The organism is Streptomyces sp. NPDC033177, from assembly GCF_055577715.1.
The window spans coordinates 234,426-254,769 of record NZ_JBVIPS010000005.1 but is presented as its reverse complement, the minus strand read 5'-3'; the positions used below and the strand labels follow the sequence as shown (position 1 = coordinate 254,769).

Annotated in this window: 20 protein-coding genes and 1 pseudogene; 7 read left to right on the top strand and 14 right to left on the bottom strand. The window is 68.4% G+C overall.

The genetic code is table 11. The features are described from left to right. Positions 1-55 precede the first annotated feature (55 nt). Positions 56-511 (top strand): Lrp/AsnC family transcriptional regulator, encoded by a 456-nt coding sequence (locus ACZ5U5_RS19210; protein ID WP_469022995.1) that lies wholly within the window; start codon positions 56-58, stop codon positions 509-511. Here ACZ5U5_RS19210 and ACZ5U5_RS19205 read toward each other — a convergent pair. After that, complete coding sequence (locus ACZ5U5_RS19205; protein ID WP_469022993.1) at positions 439-1,764, bottom strand: MFS transporter; 1,326 nt, start codon at positions 1,762-1,764, stop codon at positions 439-441. The two genes, ACZ5U5_RS19210 and ACZ5U5_RS19205, sit on opposite strands and share 73 nt — an antisense overlap. Positions 1,765-1,844: 80 nt before the next feature. Here ACZ5U5_RS19205 and ACZ5U5_RS19200 point away from each other — a divergent pair, with 80 nt between their 5' ends. After that, on the top strand, positions 1,845-2,408 hold the full coding sequence (locus tag ACZ5U5_RS19200) for a MarR family winged helix-turn-helix transcriptional regulator (RefSeq protein ID WP_469022990.1): 564 nt from the start codon (positions 1,845-1,847) through the stop codon (positions 2,406-2,408). Positions 2,409-2,437: 29 nt separating this feature from the next. Here the strand turns inward: ACZ5U5_RS19200 and ACZ5U5_RS19195 are convergent, their stop codons facing one another. From ACZ5U5_RS19195 to ACZ5U5_RS19165, 7 genes and pseudogenes are all read right to left on the bottom strand, one after another. Next, the gene (locus ACZ5U5_RS19195) at positions 2,438-2,893 is read right to left on the bottom strand and encodes a VOC family protein (protein WP_469022987.1); all 456 of its coding nucleotides are present in this window, start codon (positions 2,891-2,893) and stop codon (positions 2,438-2,440) included. Positions 2,894-3,018: 125 nt separating this feature from the next. After that, complete coding sequence (locus ACZ5U5_RS19190) at positions 3,019-3,513, bottom strand: hypothetical protein (protein ID WP_469022985.1); 495 nt, start codon at positions 3,511-3,513, stop codon at positions 3,019-3,021. A 5-nt stretch (positions 3,514-3,518) separates the two neighbouring features. Continuing rightward, entirely contained in the window at positions 3,519-8,006 is a 4,488-nt protein-coding gene (locus ACZ5U5_RS19185) for an RHS repeat-associated core domain-containing protein (RefSeq protein ID WP_469022982.1), read from the bottom strand. A 30-nt stretch (positions 8,007-8,036) separates the two neighbouring features. Next, a complete protein-coding gene (locus ACZ5U5_RS19180) occupies positions 8,037-9,092 on the bottom strand; it encodes a hypothetical protein (protein ID WP_469023740.1) in 1,056 nt (351 codons plus the stop codon). Between the two features lie 20 nt (positions 9,093-9,112). Beyond that, entirely contained in the window at positions 9,113-9,757 is a 645-nt protein-coding gene (locus tag ACZ5U5_RS19175; RefSeq protein ID WP_469022980.1) for a hypothetical protein, read from the bottom strand. Between the two features lie 126 nt (positions 9,758-9,883). After that, on the bottom strand, positions 9,884-10,378 hold the full coding sequence (locus ACZ5U5_RS19170; protein ID WP_469022977.1) for a Scr1 family TA system antitoxin-like transcriptional regulator: 495 nt from the start codon (positions 10,376-10,378) through the stop codon (positions 9,884-9,886). Positions 10,379-10,472: 94 nt separating this feature from the next. Next, positions 10,473-10,688: pseudogene (locus ACZ5U5_RS19165) on the bottom strand (hypothetical protein); the annotation flags it as partial. Positions 10,689-10,690: 2 nt separating this feature from the next. On the opposite strand from ACZ5U5_RS19165, the gene ACZ5U5_RS19160 reads away from it, so the two are divergent. After that, on the top strand, positions 10,691-11,317 hold the full coding sequence (locus ACZ5U5_RS19160; protein ID WP_469022976.1) for a Uma2 family endonuclease: 627 nt from the start codon (positions 10,691-10,693) through the stop codon (positions 11,315-11,317). 72 nt (positions 11,318-11,389) lie between these two features. On the opposite strand, the gene ACZ5U5_RS19155 is transcribed toward ACZ5U5_RS19160, so the two are convergent. From ACZ5U5_RS19155 to ACZ5U5_RS19135, 5 genes are all read right to left on the bottom strand, one after another. After that, a complete protein-coding gene (locus ACZ5U5_RS19155; RefSeq protein WP_361837562.1) occupies positions 11,390-12,160 on the bottom strand; it encodes a succinate dehydrogenase iron-sulfur subunit in 771 nt (256 codons plus the stop codon). Then, complete coding sequence (sdhA, locus tag ACZ5U5_RS19150) at positions 12,160-13,914, bottom strand: succinate dehydrogenase flavoprotein subunit (RefSeq protein WP_469022974.1); 1,755 nt, start codon at positions 13,912-13,914, stop codon at positions 12,160-12,162. The genes ACZ5U5_RS19155 and sdhA overlap by 1 nt, the downstream gene beginning before the upstream one ends. A 16-nt stretch (positions 13,915-13,930) precedes the next feature. Then, positions 13,931-14,422 (bottom strand): succinate dehydrogenase hydrophobic membrane anchor subunit, encoded by a 492-nt coding sequence (locus ACZ5U5_RS19145; protein ID WP_363208840.1) that lies wholly within the window; start codon positions 14,420-14,422, stop codon positions 13,931-13,933. An 8-nt stretch (positions 14,423-14,430) separates the two neighbouring features. Beyond that, positions 14,431-14,811 carry a succinate dehydrogenase, cytochrome b556 subunit gene (gene sdhC / locus ACZ5U5_RS19140; RefSeq protein WP_160506796.1) on the bottom strand — a complete coding sequence of 127 codons (381 nt, stop codon included), beginning with the start codon at positions 14,809-14,811 and terminating at the stop codon, positions 14,431-14,433. 149 nt (positions 14,812-14,960) lie between these two features. Continuing rightward, positions 14,961-15,512: a 2-oxo-4-hydroxy-4-carboxy-5-ureidoimidazoline decarboxylase gene (locus ACZ5U5_RS19135; protein WP_469022971.1), complete on the bottom strand. Its 552-nt coding sequence runs from the start codon at positions 15,510-15,512 to the stop codon at positions 14,961-14,963. Between the two features lie 436 nt (positions 15,513-15,948). Here ACZ5U5_RS19135 and ACZ5U5_RS19130 point away from each other — a divergent pair, with 436 nt between their 5' ends. The 4 genes from ACZ5U5_RS19130 to ACZ5U5_RS19115 all read left to right on the top strand — a co-directional run bounded on the left by ACZ5U5_RS19130 (position 15,949) and on the right by ACZ5U5_RS19115 (position 19,797). Continuing rightward, on the top strand, positions 15,949-17,550 hold the full coding sequence (locus tag ACZ5U5_RS19130; protein ID WP_469022969.1) for a beta-N-acetylhexosaminidase: 1,602 nt from the start codon (positions 15,949-15,951) through the stop codon (positions 17,548-17,550). Positions 17,551-17,739: 189 nt separating this feature from the next. Beyond that, complete coding sequence (locus ACZ5U5_RS19125) at positions 17,740-18,471, top strand: DUF4328 domain-containing protein (RefSeq protein ID WP_469022966.1); 732 nt, start codon at positions 17,740-17,742, stop codon at positions 18,469-18,471. 170 nt (positions 18,472-18,641) lie between these two features. Further along, complete coding sequence (locus ACZ5U5_RS19120) at positions 18,642-19,148, top strand: hypothetical protein (RefSeq protein WP_469023737.1); 507 nt, start codon at positions 18,642-18,644, stop codon at positions 19,146-19,148. 31 nt (positions 19,149-19,179) lie between these two features. Then, a complete protein-coding gene (locus ACZ5U5_RS19115; protein ID WP_469022964.1) occupies positions 19,180-19,797 on the top strand; it encodes a hypothetical protein in 618 nt (205 codons plus the stop codon). Positions 19,798-19,912: 115 nt separating this feature from the next. On the opposite strand, the gene ACZ5U5_RS19110 is transcribed toward ACZ5U5_RS19115, so the two are convergent. Continuing rightward, positions 19,913-20,335: a hypothetical protein gene (locus tag ACZ5U5_RS19110; protein ID WP_469022961.1), complete on the bottom strand. Its 423-nt coding sequence runs from the start codon at positions 20,333-20,335 to the stop codon at positions 19,913-19,915. Positions 20,336-20,344 lie beyond the last annotated feature (9 nt).

The window sequence follows — 20,344 nt, the reverse complement described above, 5'->3', positions numbered from 1 at the left end:
GTACGAAGTATGGTGTACGTCAAGGATGATTGAACGCAGGGTGGGAGCGAAGCCGATGGACGACACCGACCGAGAACTGCTGGCACTCCTGCAGGAGGACGCCGCCCAGCCCTACGCGACCCTGGGCAAGGCGGTGGGGCTCTCGGCGGGCGCGACCCACGAGCGGGTACGCAAACTGCGCGAGCGCGGAGTGATCCGCCGCACGACGGTCGACGTGGACCCGGCGGCCGTGGACCAGGGCGTGCTCGCCTTCGTCATGGTCGACTCGACGGCGTGGATGGGGGACCGGGCGGCGGACTTCGCCGCGATCCCCGAGATCCAGGAGGCGCACGTCATCGCGGGCGCGGCCAGCGTCCTGGTGAAGGTCCGCACGGGGACGACGGAGCAACTCCAGGACGTGCTGCGGCGGCTGTACGCGATCGACGGGGTGAGCGGGACTCAGGCGACGGTGTCGCTGGAGACGTTCTTCGAGCGGCCGGTGTCGCCCAGGGTGTCGCGGGGAGTGGGCTGAGGGGCGGTGTCGCCCGGAGCGGCCTGAGGGGTGGTGGCGTGCGCCCTGAAGCGACGCACTCCCGGCACGGCAGCCGTTCCGGCGCACGCGACCCCCACCACCGCCGCCGCGATCCACAGCGGGGCCGCCGTGCCCCACGCGTCCGCCGCGAGCGGCGCGAGAACGTAGGCCAGGGGCATCGCGGCCAAGGACAGCAGCCAGTCGTACGAGGTGACGCGGGCCAGCGCGCCGGGGGGTATCGCCGCCTGGACCGAGGTCTGCCATACGGGGCTGAGGAAGCCGAGCCCCGCCTGTGCGACTCCGTAGGCGGCGATCACGGCGGGTGCGGGGGCCTCGGCGGCGAGCAGGGCCAGCGGCAGGGCGTACGTCGCGAGGCCGAGGTTGGCCACGAGGATGGGGCGCTTCGGCCTGGCGCGTCCGGCGAGCAGGGAGCCGGCGAGGAGGCCGACGGCGCCCGCCTGGAGGATGGCGATCCAGGCGCCTTCGCCGCCCAGCTCCTGGATGGCGATGAGGGGCCCGAGCGTCATGAGGACGGCGGCGGCGCCGTTCCACGCGGAGTGCGCGACGAGGCTGGTCCAGTACCAGTCGCGGCTGCGGACCTCGTGCCAGCCCTCGACGAGATCCTTGCGGAGGGAACGGGGCGGGCCGGTGGGCTTCTCGGCCGTGCGGTGGGTGCGGACCGCCGCGAGGAGGCACGCGCTGACCGCGAACGAAGCGGCGTCGAGGATGAAGGCCCAGCCGGGCCCCGCGACCAGGATCAGCAGCCCGGCGAGCGCCGGGCCGCCGACGCGGGCGCCGCTGTTGACCACGCCCAGGGCGGCGTTGGCCGCGTGCCGGTCCCTCGGGGCGACCGTGGTGGCGATGAGCGGCGACAGGGTCGGCATGGCGAAGGCGGAAGCGGCGCCACCGATCGCTTCGGCGAGGGCGATGTGCCACAACTGCGGGTCGCCGCCGAGCAGTTGTACGCCCACGAAGAGCTGGGTCGCGCACCGCACCAGATCGGCGGCGAGAGCGACGGTACGGGCGTCGAACCGGTCGCCCACGACGCCCCCGAGCGGCAGCAACACCAACTTCGTCCCCATCGCGCAGCCGAGTACGAGCGCGAGCGCGGAAGTGGATCCGGTGACGCGGAGTACGGCGAGGGCGAGGGCGGCGGGGATGACGGCGTCGCCGATGAGGGAGAGGGAGCGGCCGAGGAAGAACAGCCGGAAGGAACGGTTGCGCAGCAGGGGGTGCGACGGCAGCGACAGCATGGAGGGGAGGATATTTCGTTGCCGAAGTATTCGGCAACGAAATATCAGAGACCGAACGACCCCGAAGTAGGCTGCTGCGTATGGCGAAGAGGCGCGAGCGTGAGAATCACCAGGAGGGGGAGCCGAGAGAGAGCGGCCCGGCCCGCGACTGGACGGACGACCATGTGGCGCGCTGGCTACCGGTGCTCCCCGCCCTCGACCCGGACATCGAGGGCGCGGTCACCCGCATGAAGAAGCTCACCGTCCATCTGCGCAGGGTCCGCGAGCAGTCCCTGGTCGACTTCGACCTGGAGCGCCACGAGTTCGACACCCTGCACAAACTGGCGGGCCGAGGCGGCCGGGCGACCCCTTCGGAACTGGCCGCGGACCTGGACCTGGCCCCGGCCTCCGTGACGGGCCGCCTGGACGGCCTGGAGAAGCGCGGCCTGCTCCACCGCACCCCGTCGAAGACGGACCGCCGCAGGGTGGACGTGGAACTGACCGACGCGGGCAGGTCGATCTGGCTGGGCGCGATGGACGTACTGGGCCACGAGGAGTACCGCCTCCTCGGGCAGCTCTCCAAGGAGGAACGGGCGCAGCTTTCCAGCATGCTGCGCCGCATCATGGTGGTGGCGGAGGCGGACGGCGGGGCGCACTGGAAGTAGACGCGCCCCTAGGGGCCCTTCTGGCTAGCTCAACTCCGCGCCAGCTCGGGCCGCTTGCGGTAGTCGGTGAACCCGATGACGTTGCCCCACGGATCGGCGACCTCGACGGTCCACCCCGTGGCCACGGAGGCGGGCGGCGCCAGCGCCTTGATCCCGGCGGCTTCCAGCGCCCGCCCGGCAGCGCGCGCGTCCCCCACCTCGAGCCACACCCGCGGCATGGCCCACGCGGTGGGCCGATGCTCGACCCCCTCCTCCACCCGCAACAAGATCCCGGGCGTCTCCTTGCCCACCTTCAGGATCGCGAGCCCGATCTCGTCGATCCGATGCGTCACGGGAAACCCGGCACGCTCATAGAAGGCGACGGCCTCACCGAGGTCGCCGACGGGAAACAGGACGTTGTCGAAGCCGAGCAGTTCGGTCGACTGGTCAACGGATTGACGAACGGGCTGCTCAACGGACAGGCCGACCGACTGGTTGTCTGACATTCTGTCAGTATAGGTTGGTATGTCCGAATCCAGTCGTACCGTCACAGTTTGATGGATGCGTGGACCTCGTTCTCACCCGCCCGGCCCAGCAGTTGACGGACCCGTCGCCGGGGCACTCGCTTCACTCAATCCCAGGGCTCGCGCACCGGCTTGCGTTTCCACCATTCCCCGAGTTCGGCCTCGGGCTTCTCCTTCGTGGGACGCACCCAGGGGCGCAAGGAGAGTTCCGGGTCCGGGACGGTCTCGGCACGGAAACGCGAGTCCAGCCGCGCAAGGAGCCGACCCAACGGGCCCTCGCGCGCCTCGGCCGGCAAGGAACTCCTCATCACATCCTCAAGGGAGTCACGTGAGTCCAGGTCGTTGCTGTAGGCGCTGACGGGATAGAAATCCTCGCTCGACCAACCCGGTTCCATACGGCGCACCACACGTTCCCAGGAGGCGAACAGATGGGCCACCGAGTAGACAGGCTCGGTCATGGATTCCTGTGCCTTCGGCGCGAGTCCTGACCGTTCCGCCTCCAGTCGCTCCACGTCGTAACGTGCGATGGCATCCAGCACCCCACCTGACAGCTCGGCCCATGCAGACCTGCTTTCGGGTGCCGCCCAGAACACGCTCTCCAACCCACTCACTCCTTCAGTTGCTTCAGGAAATACTCGTAACCGCCGCTGGGCTGCATGAACGTTCCATTGTCCCCTTCGCGGATCAGCATCGTCCCGCTCGCATCGTCCCACCAGGCGAAACGGGGGTTCCCCGATGTGGTGCTGCGCATGCGGAGCCCAGGAGCACTGGTCATCAGGTTCTCCAAATGCTCCGCTACATCCAGGTCGTCGACTCCTGGAATCCCTCGCTTGTTGATGTCTCCGTGTGCGGCGATCTTGTCGGCGAGAACTGGCAGGTTGCCCTGTTGGCTCGCGGGGTCCGGTTTGCCTATCTCGTAGAGACCGAGCGGGTCGCAACGGAGCAGAGGATCGACGACGTAACGGAAGGGGTTGGGGGCAGGCCCCAGGCCGAGCGGGTCGGGGGTGGCGTAGCGACCCGTCTCCGGGTCGTAATAACGGTGGACGTTGTAGTGCAGACCCGTCTCGGGGTCGAAGTACTGTCCGGGGAAGCGCAGCGGTGTGTAAGCGCTGTTTCCGTCCCGCCAGGCGGTGATACCCCACAGGGTGCACCGGCCGTGCCAGGCGATATGGCCGTCCTCGTCGATAAGTTCGGTGGGAGCGCCCGCGAGATCGGTGGCGATGGCGAAGAACCGTGCGTCGATTTCCTCGCTGGTGGCAGTGAGGATCCGTTCGGTCTGTGCGATGGGGCGCAGACCGTCGTGCTCCCAGGTCACCGCTACGACGTGCGGGCGCGAGTGATCGGTGGTGAGCTGCTCGCAGAGGGTCGTGCCGTCCCAGGTGAAGTCGGTCTGTTCCACAACGGTCGTGCCGTCCGCGCCGAGCCGCTGCTTGGAGATCCGGCGCCCCATCGGGTCGTAGCGGTACCTCCACAGTGTGCCGTCCGGGGTGCGGACCGAGGTGAGCCGGTCCTCCGCGTCCCAGGTGTACGTCCAGGCCTCCGGCTTGCGGGAGAGGCGGCGTCGGTGGCGGCGCACCACTCGCCCCTGGTCGTCGTAGCCATAGCGGGTGCCGCCGGCCCGGAGCAACCGGGTGCCCTCGGAGTGGCGTTGCCCCGCTGCGGTCTGTCCGGGGTGCCTGCTCGGCCAGTCGGCGGTCGCTTGCGTGCCGTCGTCGTCGTAGGCGTACGACTCGCTCCAGCCTTCTGCTCGGACGGCGGTGACGCGGCCGGCCGCATCACGCTCGTAGGTCCGGCTCAGACTGCCCTGGCCGTCGATACCGGTGAGGTGTCCGTCGGCGCGGTAGCGGTAGGAGCGGTCGCGAATCGTGCGCCCGCCTCCGGTGGCGATCGACTGGGCAGTGATTCTGCCGGGCCCGTCGTAGGCCTGGGTCAGTGACAGGGCGTCGTCGACGTCGAGCGAGAGTAGTCGCCCCGCGGCGTCGTAGCCGAAATCCAGGGTCCGGCCCGCGGTGCTCACTCGAGTGCGGTCACCCCGACCGTCGTACCCCCAGGTGCTGGTCGCGCCGGTTGGAGTGGTGCGGTTCAGGGTCCGGCCCGCGGCGTCGTGGGCGAACGTGAGCGTTCGTCCGTTGACGGTCTCGGAGACGAGGCGCCCCTGTGCGTCCCGGTGCAGCGTCACGCTCGCGTCGGGGCCCTCGGCTGCGCAGAGCCGGTCGGACAGGTCGTAGGTGTACGTGCTGACGGCGCCGTCCGCGTCCTTGGTGACCATGCGCCCGAACACATCACGAGTCATGCCGACGGTGTGCCCGACGGCGTTGGTCCGCAGGATGACCTGGCCCTTGGCGTCGTGGCCGTACGTCTGTGTGCGACCGTCGAAGTCCGTCTCGGAGAGAAGCCGCCCCGCGATGTCGTACGCGTAGCTCCAGCGCCGCCCGTCCGGTCGGTTGACACCGAGAAGGCGCAGCGAGGGGTCGTAATCAAAGGTGTGGCGGACACGGTCGGGTCCGGTGCGCGCCGCGAGCAGGTTGAAGTGGGTGTACTCGAACCGTGTCACCGCGCCCATGGCATCGGTGTGGCTCGACCGGTTGCCCTCGGGGTCGTACGTCCAGACCTCTGCCTGCCCGTCTGCCCCGACCCGGCGCAGGAGTTCGCCGTCCGTGCCCCATTCCATGCGGGTCGTGTTGCCGAGGGGGTCGGTGACGGTCGCCACTCGGCCGAAGGCGTCATGGGCGTATCGCGTGACACCGCCCGGAGGATCGGTGACGTGCTCGGCCAGACCGGCCGCGTCGCACCGCACGCGGGTGAGGTGGCCCGTCGGGTCGGTGACCGAGGACAGGTGACCGGCGCTGTCGTAGGTGTAACGGATCGTGGCGCCACCGGGCTTGACGATGGTGAGGCAGTTGCCGCGGGCGTCGTACTCCCGGCGTGTGACTTGCCCGTCCGGGCCGGTGATGGCGACCGGGCTGCCCTGGGCGTCGTATGCGAGATGTACCGTCGCACCGTCCGGGCGAGTGACGTCCAGGAGCCTGCCGAGGCCGTCGTACGCCTTGCTCGTGGTGTGACCGAGCTGATCCGTCCAAGACCTCAGGTGGTGGTGCTCGTCCCAGGTGGTGCGGGTCGTACCGCCGAGCGGGTCGATCTCGGCGACGACCTGGCAGTTGTCGTTGACCACGAACTTTGTGACGGCGCCCTCGGCGGTGGTGAGGGAGGTGACCCGGGCGCGGGGCCAGGCCGGATCGGTGCCTTCGTAGTCCAAGGTGAGGGCGATATGCCCGGCCTCACCGCCCTCCGCTACACAGCGGTCCTCGGAGTCGTACACGTAGCTGTAGCTGCGGCCGTTGCGATCGGTCCAGGAAGTGACGCGGGACCGGTCGTCGTAAGTGAACCTCGCAGTATGGCCGTTGGCGTTGACGACACCGGTGAGGCAGTCGTCGGAGTATTCGTACCTCCGCAGCGCGACGTCCGATCCGTCTTCGCCCCCGCCTGCCAGGTGCAGCGCGGTGACGCGCCCATCGGTGACCGTCAGCTCGAGGTGGTAGCCGCCGCTGTGCCGGATAGCGAGAGGAGTGCCGTCCAGAGCGTAGTCAAAGTCCACGGTGTCGCCGTTGCGGTCGGATATTCGCTCCAGCAGGGCGATGCCGTCGACCGGTACACCGAAGTGGCGGCTATGCCCGGTGAGTGGGTCGTCAACGCGGTAGCTGCCGTCGTCGAGACGGGTCAGGGGACGACGGGGGCCGGCCTCGGGAAGGGCTGGCTCCAGTGTGCTCTCGGGGTGGGGGTAGCCCAGGAGCAGTCCGTCCTCGGTGACATACACCACCCCGTTGGTGTGGGTCTCAAGGCGCTGATCGATGGTCGAGGCCCAGGTGGGGCCGAACCACCAGCCGGTGCGGTAGCCGGAGGAGACTCGGCGGGTGAAGGCCAGCGGCAGTGAGCCGGGCAGGGCGACATCGGTCTCCGGCAGGAACATGAAGCCGGTGGCCATGTCAATCGGGTCGGACCCCTTGCTGCTCACCGCGTCCGCGGCTCGATTGTCAGCGCCCTTGGCGCCGTCGGCGAGAGCATCCGGCGCGTTCTTGCCAAGCCCCTTGAGTCCGGCCTTCAGTCCCTTCAGCCCGCTCTTGAGGCCCTTCATGCCCTTGGCGAGGCCGCGGAGGCTGGTGAGTCCCTTCATGCCGGGGATGCAGTCCAGGGCGGCGAAGGCGACGTCGAGTAGGCCCGCTTCTCCGTTGGCGTATTTGTTGAGGGTGTCGGCCAGGACGACAAGCGCCGCGATGAGGACGATGGCGCCGAGGATCGGGCCGCCGATGATCATGGCGATGACGCCGAGGACGGCGACGACGACCTTGCAGACGGCGACGATGGTGTCCCAATTGTCGGTGACCCAGTCGCCGACTTCTTCCCACCACTTGCGGTTCTGGATGCCCGCGTCGGAGGCCTCTTCGAGCTTCTTCTTCGCCGTGACCGCCGCGTTCTCGCGCATCTTGCGCGCGTCTTCCGCCATCTTCTTGGCGGCGTCGAGGTTGCCCTGGGCGGCGCTGACGTCCGACTTCGCGGCGCTCTGCGCCTTCTCGGCGGAGTCGGCGTTGCGGGTGGCGGCCTTGACCTTGTCCGGGTCGGGTTTCGGGACATCCTTGCCGGCCTTGGTACCGCCGTCGTCGTCCTTGTACTTGTCGGCTTCCTTGCCCGCGCGGTCCATCCAGGAGTCGGCCGAGGTCAGGCGGGACTGGGCTGAGCTCAAGTCCCCTTGCGCCTCGCGGCCCTTGACCAGGGCCTTGTCGGCCAGGGCCTGGGAGCGTTCCAGTTCCGGCCAATAGGCGGACAGGGCGTCGCCCGCCATCTCGTAGCTCTTCTTGAGCTTCTTCAGCTTGCCCGGCGCGTCCTCGAACTCTCGCGTGAACGACTCGGCCGTCTTGCCCGCCCAGGTGAGGATCGCGTCCTCGCCCGCCATTCCCTTGATGTCCCGCAGCACCTTCGACACATCGTCGGCGAAGTCGTGCAGGTTCTTCGCCAGGTTCCGGACCCGGTCCGGATCACCGGGTGTCGGGTCCTTGTCCAAGTCCAGGACATGCCAATCCGCCGGACGATTGCCCCCCATTTCGCTCCCCCGTCCTGCGTGTGTCGTCGTCTAGCGGTTGATGGACTGGATTTCCTGGACGTTCATGTCCTGCGTGGTCTCGAAGGTTCCGTCGGGCAGGTCACCCTTGGCTCCGCCTGTGCCTTCCCAGGAGATCTCCCAGGTGATGGAGGCCTTGAGCTTGTATGGCTTGCCGTTCGTGGCGCGGAGGTAGGCGATGCCGCACGAAGGATCCTGCTCGGAGGCACCCTTGGCGTAAGGGGTGCCGATGGAGCCGTCCTCGTTGACCGGGCAGTCGCCGGAAGCGGGGAAGGTCTTCGCGTCCTGGGTTCCCGGCTCCAGGTGCAGGGCAACCGGCTTCGCCGTCGTCACCGCGTACAGCGGCGTGTTCGGGAGCTCGGCGCGCACTGTGACGTCCTTGAAGACGGCCTTGTCCAACCACACCCAAGTGGGCATGTTCACCGTGGACTTAGCCGCGGGTTTCAGCTCCACCTCGGTGTCGGGGACGCGGATCTTGTTGTAGGCGTAGGCCGCCAGCACTTCAGGGGTGGGCGCGTATGGGTCGTCGGGGACAGTGTTGGCGGCCTGCCAGAACATGGTCCGCGAGCAGTCCGCCGCGGCGATGTCGTCCTCGCCCCCCTGACGTACCACGTCGCGCCAGAACATGCCCTTCTTGCCCAGGTTGTAGTTCTTGGTGCCCTCGGACGAGTAGGTCGGCTCGCCTTTGTCATATGTCTCGACGAGGAGCTCCTCGGACCAGCGGCGCTGCGAGTTGACCGGGAGAAGCTTCTCCGTCCCTTCCATCTCTTCCACCGCGGCCTTGAGCTGCTTGGAAGTCGCTACCGGTTCGTACCAGCACGCGGGGGGCTTCCAGTTGGGATCGACGGAGTCGAGTGAGCCGGTTGCGGGCTTTGCTACACCGCCACCGGATTGTTTGACCACGATGTTGGACCGTCCCACTTGGGAGTACAGCTCCTGCCCGGAGGCGCCCCCCTCTGTGCCGCCAGGCTTGGAAGGGTTCCGACCGTCGTCCTCACCGATCGCATGGGCAGAGTGCGCGGTGGCCAGGCTCAGCGCCAGCGTCACGGCAGTCGCACTCACAACCATTCGGATACGGGGCTGCGGCATCACTGGCAGCCTCCTTGAGTCGTCGTCGACGACGTGGTCTGCCAGACACCCTTGTTCTTGGCCAGCTTGGTCCGATACAAGGCTTGCGCCTTGTCGGCCGGGGTTGTCGTAACCTTCTTCGTCTTGCGGTTCTGTGTGGACGCCTTACTCTCGTCCACACAGTAGAAGAGCGTGCCCGAACCGTCCTGGCTGATCCGGGCCTGCGGTTTGTACGCCCGTGTCTTGCCGACCAGAGTCAAGTCCTTGTCAACGAAGCCGTTGATCCACTTTTTGCCCGTGAACAGGGCCTCTCCGGTGTTGTAGAACGCCATGGGCTGGGCTTCGGGATCACTCGCGATGACCGCCGCGTAGGAGCTGAGGAGTTGTTGAGCTCCGTCGTCCATGATGGCCTGCAGTTTTGGATCACTGTTCGTCCAACCATCGAACCGCACCTGGAACGACTTCGGCAGCTTGATCTCGGGCCGCTCGGACCCCTCCTGCTGAGGTGTTGCATCGGCGGAGGCTGACGCCTTCTTGTCCCCGTCACCTGCCCCCTTGATCTTGTCGGAGGCGTTGTCGTCGCTCCCATCCGAACCGCACGCGGTCAGCAGCAGGGCGGAGGACGCGACAAGCGCGGTCGTCACTAGACGGGTGTGGCGGTTCACTCTGGACTCCCGTTGAGGTGGGGGGTAACGCAAGCGAACCAACGCTATCTTTGGGGTTGGTGAGATTGCCAGGCGGGATTCTGTGGACGGGCAGCGGAATTGTTCCGGTACAGCCTCAATGCTCGGCTACATCCCAGTGCGTGGAGTGACCGGTGGCGACTGATTCCGCGACGCCCGAGCGGTCGGCGCCCGGCGTTGTTTGCCGTCGCAGGCTTCGCTCAGACCGTGTGGTGGCCTCCGCCCCGTTGACCACACCTCGCGGCCTCCGAGGGCCCCTTCGCGTAGCACCCCCAGGAGAGAGGCGAGGGCAGCGGTCCGCAGCGTGAGGTTGATCGCTGGTTCGTCGGATTCGCGCAGGCGGGTCGAATCGTCCGGCAGGGCGGCGAGTTCGACGCGCTGCACCCGTGGGATCACGGCGTACGGGGTCGGGGTCTCGGCGTAGATGACTGCCTGACGCTTGGTGCGGTGGGAGACGCGGTGCTCGACGGTCGGCGGCGGGCGCGGGAGCGGGAGCGCCGGGACGTTCTGCTGGACGACCACCCGGGCGTAGTCCGGGACCTGGAGCAGGCCGGGGTGCTGCGTGAACTGGACCGTGTGCAGTGCCTTCGCGTGTCTTTCCATCTCCGACAGGTCGGGCAAGACCGGCGGGAGGATGTCGCGGTAGTCGTCCCACTCTCCCGGCTTCGATATTGCTGATGCGTGCTGGGTTGACGCCCAATCTCGGGGCGAATTCACGGGAGTTGATGCCAGCTCGCTCGCGTAGTCTCCGCAGCTCAGCGCCTCGGCCTACGCGCCCGTCAATGGGCTCCGTGCCACCGGAGGCAGGGAGGTCTGGGCGGAGTGGGCACGCCCCGTACTCGAATGAATGAGGCTCCGGGATTTCCGCTCGGTACTCTGAGGCGCAAGGCGAGACTCCGTCGCATGGGAGCAATCATGAGCGCCGCATCCGGGAACGGGCTCGAGGACGAGCCGGCGTACCGCTGGCCGATTCCGCCCGCCGAGGGCTGGACCGCTGACGACCTCGACCGGATTCCGGGCCTCCCGCCGCACACGGAGTTGATCGACGGGAGTCTCGTCTTCATGAGTCCGCAGACCGCCTTCCACGGACGCTGTATGCGTCTGCTGGAGAACAACCTGTTGGAGCAAGCGCCGCCCCACCTGGATGTGATGCGGGAGATGGCCGTCAAGCTGGACTCGAAAAACCGGCCGGAGCCGGATGTCTTCGTTTTTGCGGTCGAGGCGAACACCGGTCCCCAGCAGACCTGGTACGAGCCCGAGGACGTTGTCCTCGCCATCGAAGTGGTCTCCCCCGACTCCCGCGAGCGCGACCGCGAGGTCAAGCCCCGCAAGTACGCGGAGGCAGGCGTCCCGCACTTCTGGCGTGTCGAGCAGGACGAGGAGAAGGGCCTCCCGGTCGCCTACGTCTTCGAACTCGACCCGGCCACGCGGTCCTACGGACTGATCGGCATCTTCCACGACCGGCTCAAGGTCTCCTCACCCTTCGACGTCGAGATCGACCTGACCGCCATGAACCGCCGCCCCGGACTGCCGCGGCCGTAAAGGCGAAGGCCCCGCCCCCGGTGCGAAACCAGGAGCGGGGCCCACGTCGACGTACAGACGAACGCAAGAAGATCAGAAGCGCCGAGTGATCAGCGCCCGCTTCACTTCCTGGATCGCCTTCGTGACCTCGATGCCTCGCGGGCACGCGTCCGTGCAGTTGAACGTCGTGCGGCAACGCCACACGCCGTCCTTGTCGTTGAGGATCTCCAGGCGCTGCTCGCCCGCCTCGTCACGCGAGTCGAAGATGAAGCGGTGCGCGTTGACGATCGCCGCCGGGCCGAAGTACTGGCCGTCGTTCCAGAAGACCGGGCACGACGACGTGCACGCCGCGCACAGGATGCACTTCGTGGTGTCGTCGAAGCGCTCGCGGTCCTCCGGCGACTGCAGGCGCTCGCGCGTCGGCTCGTTGCCGGTTGTGACCAGGAACGGCATGACGTCGCGGTACGCCTGGAAGAACGGGTCCATGTCGACGACCAGGTCCTTCAGGACCGTCAGACCCTTGATCGCCTCGACCGTGATCGGCTTGGACGGGTTGATGTCCTTGATCAGGGTCTTGCAGGCGAGGCGGTTGCGGCCGTTGATGCGCATGGCGTCGGAGCCGCAGATGCCGTGGGCGCAGGAGCGACGGAAGGTCAGCGACCCGTCCATGTCCCACTTGATCTTGTGAAGGGCGTCGAGGACACGCTCCTTCGGGTCGATCTCGATCTCGAAGTCTTCCCACGTCGCGTCCGCCGAGACCTCGGGGTTGAAGCGGCGGATGCGGAAGGTGACCGTGATGTACGGGGAGTCGGCGAAGCCGGCCTCGGGCTTGGCGTCTTCCTTGTCGAGGGTCGGGGTTGCCATCAGTACTTACGCTCCATCGGCTGGTAGCGGGTCTGCACGACCGGCTTGTAGTCGAGTCGGATCGACTCGGCGCCGTCGTCGCCTACCTCGCGGTACGCCATGGTGTGGCGCATGAAGTTGACGTCGTCGCGGTTCGGGAAGTCCTCGCGGTAGTGACCGCCGCGCGACTCCTTGCGGGCCAGGGCCGACTGCGCCATGACCTCGGCCAGGTCGAGCAGGTTGCCCAGCTCGATGGCCTCCAGGAGGTCGGTGTTGAAACGCTTGCCCTTGTCCTGGATCGAGACGTTGAGGTAGCGCTCGCGGAGCTCCGCGATCTTCTCCACCGCCGTCTTGATCGTCTGCTCCGTGCGGAACACCATGACGTTGGCGTCCATGGTCTCCTGCAGCTCCTTGCGGAGCTCGGCGACCCGCTCGTTGCCCGTGGCGTCACGCAGGCGCTCGACCTGGGCGACGACGAGCTCCTCGGCGTTCTCCGGGAGCTCGACGAAGTCGTTCTTCGCCGAGTACTCCGCGGCGGCGACGCCCGCGCGCTTGCCGAAGACGTTGATGTCCAGGAGCGAGTTGGTGCCGAGGCGGTTGGCGCCGTGCACCGACACGCAGGCGACCTCGCCCGCCGCGTACAGGCCCGGGACGACCGTGGTGTTGTCCGCCAGGACCTCACCCTCGACGTTCGTCGGGATGCCGCCCATGGCGTAGTGCGCGGTCGGCTGGATCGGGATCGGGTCCGTGTAGGGCTCGATGCCGAGGTACGTACGCGCGAACTCCGTGATGTCCGGAAGCTTCGCGTCCAGCTGCTCCGGCGGGAGGTGCGTGAGGTCGAGGTAGACGTGGTCGCCCTCGGGGCCGCAGCCGCGACCCTCTCGGATCTCCGTGTAGATCGACCGGGACACCACGTCTCGCGACGCGAGGTCCTTCATCACCGGCGCGTACTTCTCCATGAAGCGCTCGCCGTCCTTGTTGCGGAGGATGCCGCCCTCACCACGGGCGCCTTCCGTAAGAAGGATGCCCATACGCCAGATGCCGGTCGGGTGGAACTGGAAGAACTCCATGTCCTCCAGCGGCAGACCGCGGCGGTAGCAGGCCGCCTGGCCGTCGCCCGTCAGCGTGTGCGCGTTCGACGTCACCTTGAAGAACTTGCCGGTGCCGCCCGACGCGTAGACCACGGCCTTCGCCTGGAAGATGTGGATCTCGCCGGTGGCCAGCTCGTAGGCGACCACGCCCGCGCTCTTCTTGACGCCGTCGATCTCCACCAGGAGCTGGTCGAGGACGTAGAACTCGTTGAAGAACTCCACACCCTCCTTGATGCAGTTCTGGTACAGCGTCTGGAGGATCATGTGGCCGGTGCGGTCGCCCGAGTAGCAGGCACGGCGGACAGGAGCCTCGCCGTGGTTGCGGGAGTGACCGCCGAAACGGCGCTGGTCGATCTCACCCTTGGGCGTACGGCCGAACGGCAGGCCCATCTTCTCCAGGTCGAGGACCGCGTCGATGGCCTCCTTCGCCAGGATCTCGGCGGCGTCCTGGTCGACCAGGTAGTCGCCGCCCTTGATCGTGTCGAAGGTGTGCCACTCCCAGTTGTCCTCCTCCACGTTGGCGAGCGCGGCGGCCATGCCGCCCTGCGCCGCGCCCGTGTGGGAGCGGGTGGGGTAGAGCTTCGTCAGGACCGCGGTGCGGCTGCGCTTCGTCGACTCGATGGCCGCGCGCATGCCCGCGCCGCCGGCGCCGACGATGACAGTGTCGTACTTGTGAATCTTCACTGGGTTCGCCTCGGCTTTAGCGGATGTTCGGGTCGAAGGTGAAGATCACCAGCGTGCCCAGAAGGATGGTGAACACCGTGGCGGTGTACAGCAGGCCCTTGAGCCACAGGCGCGTGTTGGCGCGCTCCGCGTAGTCGTTGATGACCGTGCGCAGGCCGTTGGCCCCGTGCAGCATCGCGAGCCACAGCATCAGCAGATCCCAGACCTGCCAGAACGGCGAGGCCCAGCGACCGGCGACGAACGCGAAGCCGATCTTGCTGACGCCGCCGTCGAGCACCAGCTGGATCAGCAGGTGGCCGAGGACCAGGACGACGAGGACGACGCCGGACAGGCGCATGAAGAGCCATGCGGCCATCTCGAAGTTGCCGCGGGTCGAGCGCGGGGTCTTGGAGGTGCGCTTGCGCGGTGCCTCGATGAGGGGCGCCGGGTTGTCGGCGTCGTAGAGCGAGGCGCCTTCGACGGGGCCCACTCCGGACCCGCCGGACTTCTCGAGCGTGGTGTCGGACATGTCTGGCGTCAGCTCCCGAAGACTTCGCGGACGGCGTGGCCGAGGACCGGGTAGAGCGCCCCCACCATCAGGACGATCCAGATACCCATGACGGTCCAGAGCATCTGCTTCTGGAAGCGCGGGCCCTTCGACCAGAAGTCGACGGCGATGACACGCAGGCCGTTCAGCGCGTGGAAGAGGATGGCGGCGACCAGGCCGTACTCAAGGAGTGCGACGAGGGGGGTCTTGTAGGTGCTGACGACATCGTCGTACGCCTCCGGGGAGACGCGGACGAGAGCGGTGTCCAGCACATGCACGAACAGGAAGAAGAAGATGAGGACGCCGGTGACTCGGTGAGCCACCCAGGACCACATTCCTTCCCGGCCGCGGTACAGCGTTCCAGCCGGCACGGCAGAACCCTCCGGGAGCGGGGATTGGGGCCAGCCGGCTTGGGTGGTCGGACGGGCCCGGCCGGGTACGGTCCACCGGCCGCTCGTCATCGTATCGACGAGTTGTCGGTTCGCTCGCGCGGGGTAGCCAGGTGTGATCAAACAGGCAATCAAACAGGCACGTACGGGCTATTCAGGTCGTGCGCGAGCCGGGTGAGTCGGCCGCGGGCCAGCTTCCGCATTTCCTCGGCCGCGATGACCCGCTCCTCCTCCGGGTCGTTGGTGAGGCGGGCGCGGATTCCGGCGAGCAGATGGTCGAGGGCCTGGGTCGGCGGGACGTCGTCCAGGCAGATGACGAACACGTGCCCGAACCGGCTTTCGTACGCGGCGTGCGCGGCCCGCAGGGCGGTGTGGGCCGCGGTGTACGTCCCCTGCCGGGGGAGGACGGGACGCAGAGGTTCGCAGGCCAGAGCCTCGGCGAGGGCCGCGGGCGGCAGGTCGTACGCCGCTTCGTCGGACGCGGCGAGCAGCGCTTCCAGGTCGGGATACGGCCGGTGGTCGACCAGTCGGCGGGCCCAGAGGTGGCTGCCGCAGCAGGTGAGCAGCGCGGTTTCGGCGGCGTCGGGCTCGGCTGTGTTCAGTTGCTCCGGGGCGCGTGTCGGCTCCGCCGGGGGACTCGGTGAACGGTGCGGGGACAGCGGGGGCTCCTGGGCAGGGGGCATCGGCGAGGGAGGCGTGGGGGATTTGTCGTCACGCTAGCGAGGGTTGGTGGGGGCTGTCTGACGGATGCGTGAATTTCACCCGGATGGGAGAGTTTCGCTTCGCGTGGTGGACGGTACCGGTGCGGGGGTCGTTTTACCGTGGCCGGATGACTGCCGCCTGCGCTGCTGTTCGTCTTGTCCCCGTCGCTTGCTTTGCTTCCGCTGCTCGTCTTGTCCCCGCCGGCCGGTGGGGGGTTCTGCGGGCCGCCGCTGCGCGGCGGATGCTTCCCGCCCAGCCACCTGTTCACCCGGCGGCTGGTTCCCCTGCCGCTGCTGCGCGGCGGATGCTTCCCGCCCACCCACCCGTTTGCCCGGCGGCTGGTTCCCCTGCCGCCGGTGCGCGGCCGTCTGCGCCTGTCCGACCGGCCGCTTGTCCGGCAGCCGCAGGCGGCCACCGATGAAGCAGCAGCGGCGTTTCGCATTCGCCTCCGCGGGGCTCGTCGCCGGGGCCGTCGTGCTTGCCGTGGCCGTCTGGCCCGGTGGCGGGGGCGGAGGCGCGCCCGCGGCTTCGCCGTCCGACAGCAAGGCCCCCGCATCCCCGACCCCCACGCCCACGAAGTCGTACCCCCTCTCCAAGGCCCCCGCCACCATCCCCGCCGTACGCGAGCACAGCGCGGCCCGCGGGCCGGGATGGAAACCGGAGGGCGGCGGGCGCGTCGTTATCGGTGACGAAGATCTCGCCGACGAGGGCAAGCTGCTCGCAGGCGAGCTGAAGCTCTCGTACGCGGGTGACGCCAAGCCCCGCAAGGGAGACGTGGAGCTCGCGCTCACCCCGGACGACGCCGACGCCTCCGACGGCAGGGACGAGTCGTACACCCTCTCCGTGAAGGGGCAGCGGGTGAAGATCTCCGCGCCCGAGGAAGCGGGCGTCTTCTACGGGACCCGCACCCTGAAGCAGGAGGTGCGCGGCGGCGGGACCGCGCCCGAAGGCGTCGTACGCGACAAGCCCGCCAAGCCCCAACGCGGCTTCATGATCGACATCGCGCGCAAGCACTTCGACGCGAAGTGGATCGAGGACCGCATCCGGGAGCTCGGCGACCTCAAGTACAACCAGCTCGGCCTGCACTTCTCCGACGACCAGGCCTTCCGCATCGAGTCCGAGTCGCACCCCGAGATCGTCTCGGGCGACCACCTCAGCAAGGCGCAGGTCCGCGGCATCCTCAAGCTGGCGGCGAGCCGGCACATCACCGTCGTGCCCGAGATCGACTCACCGGGCCACCTCGGCACGGTCATCAAGGCGCACCCCTCCCTCCAGCTCCGCGACACCCGTGGCGTCCCGGCGCGCGGCGCGGTCGACATCTCCAAGCCGCTGGCCGCGGAGATCGTCGACGACCTCCTCGAGGAGTACGCGGACCTCTTCCCGGGGCGCTACTGGCACCTCGGCGCCGACGAGTACCAGGCCCTGACGGTCAGCAACCCCGAGGCCAGCTACCCGCAGCTGGCGGCCGCGGCCCGCGACAAGTACGGGCCCGACGCCCGCGTCCAGGACCTCGCGACCGGCTGGCTCAACGACCGGGCAGAGACCATGCGCCCCTACGAGCGCGGGCTCCGGGCATGGAACGACGGGTTCTTCCGCGGCGGGGTCGAGAAGGCCGACGACGACATCGACGTCGCGTACTGGACGGGCAAGGAGATCGGGTCGAGGGAGCCGGCCGAGTATCTGGAGGAGGGCCGGAAGGTCATCAACTACAACGACGAGTACCTCTACTACGTCCTCGGCCAGCCCAACGCCTTCCGTTATCCGACCGGGCAGCGGATCTACGAGCAGTGGACCCCGCTGGTGATCCGCGGGACGAAGCCGGTGGACGCGAAGTACGACGACCAGATCCTCGGCGGTTCCTTCGCGGTCTGGTGTGACCTGGCGAATTCGCAGACGCAGGAGCAGGTGGCACAGGGCATCCGCATGCCGCTGAAGGCAACGGTCCAGAAGCTGTGGGACGCACGCGAACCGAGCATGCCCTGGGCGGAATTCGTGAAGCTGGCCGACCGGGTGGGGTAGGTTCCGGAGGCCGTCGGCGCCCTGGGGAGGGACGCGGGCGGCCTCTGTCGCCCGGATGCACCCGTGGGGGGTCGCTCAGCCATGCTGTGTACGGAATGTCGGTTCAATGCGGCGACGACGCCGGACGGGCTCTGCAACATCTGCTCCACGGCCGCCGCGCAGGTGCAATCGGCGCCTCGCCCCGGGTACATGGCCGACGGGCGCCCCGCGTACCTCCGCTCGCCGGTCGGACTCGCGCGTGCGGCCATCGCGCTTCTGGGCGTCGTCATCGCAGCGGATCTGTACTCGCTGTGGGCGGGCACGGTCGTCCAGGGGGTGATGGACGATCTGCTCAGTGCGCGGTACATGGCGGGCTACGGACCGGATCTGGTGCGTGAGGCAGAGCGGGCCGACACCCTGTACGCCGTCTCCGGCTGGCTCCAGACGGCCGCGCTCGTCGCCACCTGCGTCGTCTTCCTCTGCTGGTTCCATCGCGTCCGCGTGAACGCCGAGGTGTTCGAGCCGCACATCCACAGCAAGACGCGCGGCTGGACGGTGGGCAGCTGGTTCGTGCCGGTCGTGAACCTGTGGTTCCCCCGGCGGATCGCGCTGGACATCTGGGACGCGAGCGGCGAACGCTCCGCGGCCCTTGACCGGACGATGACTCTCGGCGACCCCACGACCCGCGCCACGCACCCGCTGATCAACGGCTGGTGGACGCTGTGGGTGGCGAGCCTCCTCGTCGGGCGGTGGGCGTCGACGGCGTACTGGGGTGCGGAGGAGGCCGACGAGATCGACGCGGCGGTCTCCCGGTTGATGCTGGCGGACGTCCTGGACATCGCCGCCGCCGTGATGGCGATCCTGTTCGTACGCCGCCTGACGCGGATGCAGGACGCGAAGGCGAGGTCGGGCCCGCTGATGAGCGGGCACGCTTCGGCCTGAGGGGTTTCCTCGGTGCGCGGGTCCGCGAGATCCATTTCGGCTTTCTGGTGGCGAACTTGCCTACGTCTGTGGTGTATTCGGCCCAAAGGCGAGCGCAGCCCGGCGAGTGCGGTCGGCGAGCGCAAGTGAGCAGGTTCGAGTACACGTCGAGTACACGGGGAGACGCGGGCATGGGCTACTGGGGTTATTACGTCGTGGGCAGAAGCGAGCGGCCGCTCGTGGAGCTCTCGGCGGTGGCCGGGGTGCGGGACGAGCTCAGCCTCCTCGTCCAGCGGGACGACGGCTGGCAGGTGTGGGAAGTGCCCGGCGGCGACGGCACGCGCGACGTCGGCAACATGAACACCCTGGCCCTGGAGACGGGTTCGCCCGCCCTCTTCGGATACGTCATGGACAGCGACTGCGTGGTCGTCGAGGCGGCGGCCCCGGAGAGCGGCGTATGGACGACGTGCCTGGCCCGCGAGGCGATGGCCGGATACCTCGGCGACGACGGCCTGAGCCTCGACGACTACTTCCTGGAGCCGCGCGACGCCGCGGACCGTGCGGTGACCTGGGCGGCGGAGTCGGGCAGGACGGTGGCACCCTCCACGCTGCTCGACGTGCTGAACGCCGCCGCGGAACCGTCGGCCGAAGAGCTCTTCTTCCGCTTCCTGGACCGCCTCGGCGTGGTGCCGCAGTGACGTAACCGACGGCGCGCACGCAGTAGGGGACATGCATAGTCCCCGACGGGAGGCGTACGACATGGGCGGCGCGAGTCTGGTCGAGCTGATTGCCGAAGCCGACGACAGAGGCTTGGCGGCGAGCGGGCTCGCCTGCCTCGACCGGTGTGTACCGCTGCTCGGTGGCGGTGACGAGGTGCTGCGCCCGCTGTGGGGGAGCCTCGCGGAAGGCGGCGCCTGGGACGCGGCGCTCGCCGATGCACGCGTGACGCTGGGCGGCGCGGACGTCCTGGAGGACCCCTCAGCCGACGAGGCGAGCACCCTCGCCTACCGCATGCTCGGCGCGATGCCCTCCCGGCGTTCCGCGGCCGAACTCCGCGAGTGGGCCGACGCCTGCTCCGTGGCCGCACTGCAGATCCACCGGTTGCTCGACACAGGGCCGGACGGGGGCGCCCGCTCGTCGGCCCTGAGCGCGCGCCGCGCGGGACGCACGGAGGGCATGTCGCCGCTGGTGGCCGCCGAGTTGAGGCGCCAGGTCCGGATCTTGGAACTGCTGGCGAACCGGGGCGCGGGCGCGGGTGGCCTGCGGCAGGCGCTGGACGTGTCAACGGAGGGCCGCCGGGTCCTGCGGGCCGTGGTGTCACGGCGGGAGCGGGGGAGCCGGGTCTGAGCGGAAGGGCTTGCGAGGGGTTCACGAGGGGCTCCCCGCCTTCCTCTCCAGGCTGCAGGCTTCTTCAGACTCCTTCAGGCCGGCTTTCTCACGATGTTCAGGACTTTCTCGGCGCCTACTCGGAGGAATCGGCGGTGCAGGTGGCACGCCCGTAAGAGCCGAACGCGGTGGCCCGCTGCCTGTGTTCGCCCCGGATCGCCAGAGCGCAGCTTGCCTCGCCGCCCTTCTTTCCGAGCTGGATACTGACGGCGGGGTTCTTGCCGAGCGGTACACGCACCGTTTTTCGCCACGGGAGTTCGACACTCCTCTCGACTGTGGCTTCGCCCTCCGTGCTCCGTGCCAGATACGAGACGTCGGCGACGCCCGTGCCGGTGATGTCGTAGGTCACCGAGGCGGTGGGGGCCGGGCGTTCCTCCGGCTCGTCGCCGATGAAGCCCCACGCTACGAATGCCGTGCAGAAGATGCCGAGCAGTGCCACGCCCACGACGACCACGCGCCGGTTCGATATTTCGCCGACGGTCGCGTATTCACTGTTCATTTCCCCACC

Bases quoted from the DNA above. Each gene is read 5' to 3' on its own strand.
- ACZ5U5_RS19195 (WP_469022987.1), bottom strand. From the start codon at position 2,893: ATGTCAGACAACCAGTCGGTCGGCCTGTCCGTTGAGCAGCCCGTTCGT.
- ACZ5U5_RS19135 (WP_469022971.1), bottom strand. From the start codon at position 15,512: ATGCCCCCTGCCCAGGAGCCCCCGCTGTCCCCGCACCGTTCACCGAGT.
- ACZ5U5_RS19200 (WP_469022990.1), top strand. From the start codon at position 1,845: ATGGCGAAGAGGCGCGAGCGTGAGAATCACCAGGAGGGGGAGCCGAGA.
- ACZ5U5_RS19130 (WP_469022969.1), top strand. From the start codon at position 15,949: ATGAAGCAGCAGCGGCGTTTCGCATTCGCCTCCGCGGGGCTCGTCGCC.
- ACZ5U5_RS19185 (WP_469022982.1), bottom strand. From the start codon at position 8,006: ATGGGGGGCAATCGTCCGGCGGATTGGCATGTCCTGGACTTGGACAAG.
- ACZ5U5_RS19205 (WP_469022993.1), bottom strand. From the start codon at position 1,764: ATGCTGTCGCTGCCGTCGCACCCCCTGCTGCGCAACCGTTCCTTCCGG.
- ACZ5U5_RS19180 (WP_469023740.1), bottom strand. From the start codon at position 9,092: ATGGTTGTGAGTGCGACTGCCGTGACGCTGGCGCTGAGCCTGGCCACC.
- ACZ5U5_RS19125 (WP_469022966.1), top strand. From the start codon at position 17,740: ATGGCCGACGGGCGCCCCGCGTACCTCCGCTCGCCGGTCGGACTCGCG.
- ACZ5U5_RS19155 (WP_361837562.1), bottom strand. From the start codon at position 12,160: ATGGCAACCCCGACCCTCGACAAGGAAGACGCCAAGCCCGAGGCCGGC.
- ACZ5U5_RS19170 (WP_469022977.1), bottom strand. From the start codon at position 10,378: ATGGAAAGACACGCGAAGGCACTGCACACGGTCCAGTTCACGCAGCAC.
- ACZ5U5_RS19210 (WP_469022995.1), top strand. From the start codon at position 56: ATGGACGACACCGACCGAGAACTGCTGGCACTCCTGCAGGAGGACGCC.
- ACZ5U5_RS19160 (WP_469022976.1), top strand. From the start codon at position 10,691: ATGAGCGCCGCATCCGGGAACGGGCTCGAGGACGAGCCGGCGTACCGC.
- ACZ5U5_RS19120 (WP_469023737.1), top strand. From the start codon at position 18,642: ATGGGCTACTGGGGTTATTACGTCGTGGGCAGAAGCGAGCGGCCGCTC.
- ACZ5U5_RS19115 (WP_469022964.1), top strand. From the start codon at position 19,180: ATGCATAGTCCCCGACGGGAGGCGTACGACATGGGCGGCGCGAGTCTG.
- ACZ5U5_RS19110 (WP_469022961.1), bottom strand. From the start codon at position 20,335: ATGAACAGTGAATACGCGACCGTCGGCGAAATATCGAACCGGCGCGTG.
- ACZ5U5_RS19145 (WP_363208840.1), bottom strand. From the start codon at position 14,422: ATGTCCGACACCACGCTCGAGAAGTCCGGCGGGTCCGGAGTGGGCCCC.